Here is a 750-nt window from a genome sequence, read left to right as displayed (position 1 = left end):
ATAATTCAAAGTATAGTAAACCCTACCAAGAACTGTTACGATAATTCTAAATTCCAGCTCGCTAATTACCATGACATACCCCATTACCCTTCGTAAAAAGGTACTACAGTCTCTTGAACAAGGCATGAGCGTGCGCACCGCAGCCAAGCTTTATGATATGAGTCCCACCACCATTATTAACTGGAAAAAAGACATCAGTATCAAGCCCATCGTCAGAGCACCGCGCAAAATATCTAATGATGCCCTAAAACAAGACATTACTGACTATCCTGACGCTTACTACTATGAAAGAGCTGCTCGTTTGGGCTGTAGTAAATCCGGCGTAGAAGCTGCCATGAAAGCGAGGATAAAGCAAAGCACTGCTTTGCCCGAGTGCAAGGGGAGAGCTATGCTCGAGTACCAGATTTCATAAGAACAAACGTATCAAAAAGCTATTAAACCGACATGGTCACCGTATTCTATGGCTACCGCCTTACAGTCCTGATTTAAATCTTATTGAGAAGAAGTGGGCTGAAGTAAAAACGCTCAGGCAAGGCTGGGGTGAGAATAATCTAAATCACTTATTCAGCAATGTCTGCTGTTACAACTTTAAGTTGGATTGACTATATTTGTTTAAACTTGCCCAAATAACATTACGCCATGTATTAATGAAGGGCCTAAGAATACCATAAACAATCCCGCTAAAATCATTGTTAAACTAGCTATAACGCCCTCGTCCTCATTGCGCTGACTTGCCCGGGCTGTACCAAA

At 42.0% G+C, this 750-nt stretch carries 3 protein-coding genes; 2 read left to right on the top strand and 1 reads right to left on the bottom strand.

All coding sequences use genetic code 11. The features are described from left to right. Positions 1-70 precede the first annotated feature (70 nt). On the top strand, positions 71-412 hold the full coding sequence (locus ACT3RN_RS15995) for an IS630 transposase-related protein (RefSeq protein WP_058025959.1): 342 nt from the start codon (positions 71-73) through the stop codon (positions 410-412). Beyond that, positions 360-602 (top strand): transposase, encoded by a 243-nt coding sequence (locus tag ACT3RN_RS15990; protein WP_192521056.1) that lies wholly within the window; start codon positions 360-362, stop codon positions 600-602. Before ACT3RN_RS15995 ends, ACT3RN_RS15990 begins: the two co-directional genes overlap by 53 nt. A 10-nt stretch (positions 603-612) precedes the next feature. Here the strand turns inward: ACT3RN_RS15990 and ACT3RN_RS15985 are convergent. Next, on the bottom strand, positions 613-750 hold a 138-nt coding region (locus tag ACT3RN_RS15985; RefSeq protein ID WP_443509029.1), incomplete at its 5' end, for an LrgB family protein.

Origin of the sequence: Psychrobacter sp. AOP5-GZ1-6 (genome assembly GCF_052376345.1) — a bacterium.
Classification (GTDB): domain Bacteria; phylum Pseudomonadota; class Gammaproteobacteria; order Pseudomonadales; family Moraxellaceae; genus Psychrobacter.
This window is presented reverse-complemented; position numbering and strand designations above follow the sequence as displayed.